Raw genomic sequence first — 2175 nt, 5'->3', positions numbered from 1 at the left:
ACCGGAAGTCCGTTTTGGTCTTTTACCTGAACCATAATTTTCGCTACGCCTTTGTCTTTGCTAATTGTAATGTCTTTATCAGCAATTGTTAATTCAACTGGCTGTTGTGTTGAGTTAATGGCGAAACGGCTTACTTCTTTATCGTTTTTATCTAAACCAACTGCTTCTAATTTTCCTGAAGCAAACGGAATATCCCAATAGATAATTCCTGTTTTTTCGTCATACAATTTAGTTTCTCCCACTACTTTTCCGTTTAATTCTAAACGCGCTTTTGCAGCATTGGTATAACAAACCACACGAATTTTTTGTCCGTTTTCATAATTCCAAATTGCCCAAGCATCTTTAGAAATGTCTTTTTCGTTTGTCAACGGATAAGTTCCTAAATATGCCATTGGTTGATCTGACCATAATGATTGACGGAAATAACCACGAGGTTTGATAACTCCAGCAAAATCAACTAAACCAGAATAAAATCCTCTTGAAGGCCATCTTCCTGATTCTCCCAAATAATCGATTCCTGTCCAAAGAAATTGACCGAAAATAAACTTATTGTTTTTTACTGCCAACCAAGGTTCCATATCATGAACATTTTCACTTCCATAAATCACTCTTTTTGGATACTTTTCATGATCTGATTTGTACTTGCTTTCGGTATAATTATATCCTGTAATATCTAAAGCTCCTGGATATTCTGTTTCGTTAGACATTGCAACTCCAGCCAAACCAGCAGTTGTCGGTCTTGATTTGTCGTATTTTTTTACTGCAGCGACCAAACGTTTTGCAATTGCTCCAAGTCTCATGGCATCTGGCGCATCTGGTTTATAACCACCGTAAGCTGCTTGGCCAAAACCGTCTTTTCCTTTATCTAAAACTGGGTGAGAATACGGATCGTTTGGATAATCTACTTCATTACCAATACTCCAAGCAAATACAGAAAGATGATTTCTGTCACGACGTACAAAATCTTCAAGGTCTTTTTCGGCATAATCTGCAAAAATATCAAATGAGCCTTCAAATCCAGGTGTTCCGTAGTTCCAGCCTTCTAACCATTTACGTTTTGGAAATTCCCATTCGTCATACGCTTCGTTTAAAACCAACAATCCTAGTTCGTCGCAAAGTTCATAGAAATCTGGCGCTTGCGGATTGTGGCTTGTGCGAATGGCATTTACACCAATTTCTTTCAGCGTTTTTAATCTCGTTTTCCAAACTTCTCTAGGAACTGCAGATCCTAAAACTCCGGCATCGTGGTGCAAACAAACTCCTTTCATTTTCATCCATTTTCCGTTAAGGGCAAAACCATTGTTTGGATCGAATGTGAAGTTTCTAAAACCTGTTTGTGTTACTGTTTTATCAATTTCTTTTCCGTCTTTTAAAACTGTTGTTCTCAGCTCATATAAATTCGGATTGTCTAAGTCCCATAATTGTGGATTTTTGACATTTAATTTTGTTGAAATTTTCCCGTTTTGTTTTGCAGCTAGATCAACTTTTGAAGATGATTTTGCGACCGATTTTCCGTCTTTTGAAAATAATTCATTTACGACAGTTAAAGCAGATTTTGATGAAGATCCGTTCTCTACATCAACCTCAATATTCAAAATTCCTGCTCCTTTTTTAACCTCTGGATAAGCGTAAACTCCCCATTGTGCAATATGAACTGGATTGGCATAAACCAACCACACATTTCTATAAATTCCAGATCCAGTGTACCATCTTGAATCGGCACTTTGGCTGTGGTCTACACGAACCGAAATTGTATTTTCTCCACCAAATTTTACAAACTCTGTTGCATCATAAGCAAAAGAAATATATCCGTTTGGACGTTTTCCTAAAGAATGTCCGTTGATGAAAACTTCGCTTCTATTATAAACTCCTTCAAAATACAAATAGACTTTTTCTCCAGATTTGGTTTGCGGAATATTAATTGATTTTCTATACCAAGCAATTCCGCCAGGCAAATAACCTGTGCAACTTGCTAATGTTGGACTCAACTGGCCTTTTACGCTCCAGTCGTGCGGTACATTTACTTGTTGCCATTTACTATCATCAAATACATTATTTTTTGCTTCTGGAGTTTCCTGAAGATTGAATTTCCAGTTGTCATTTATTTTCTTAGAATCTCCAAACGATATTTGACTGCTTGCAGATAGACACGAAAAGAGTAATACGGGGATTAAG

The 2175-nt window shown here is 37.0% G+C and carries 1 protein-coding gene; it reads right to left on the bottom strand.

The window, feature by feature from the left end; all coding sequences use genetic code 11:
• Positions 1 to 2175 (bottom strand): sugar-binding domain-containing protein (locus tag B3J44_RS10775; RefSeq protein WP_286968469.1); only part of this gene is annotated, 2175 nt, incomplete at both ends.

The sequence above is a fragment of the Flavobacterium sp. UBA4854 genome (assembly GCF_002399805.1).
In the GTDB taxonomy this organism is placed as follows: domain Bacteria; phylum Bacteroidota; class Bacteroidia; order Flavobacteriales; family Flavobacteriaceae; genus Flavobacterium; species Flavobacterium ginsengisoli.
Note: the sequence above shows the minus strand (reverse complement) of the source record. Positions and strands in the feature narration are given on the sequence as shown.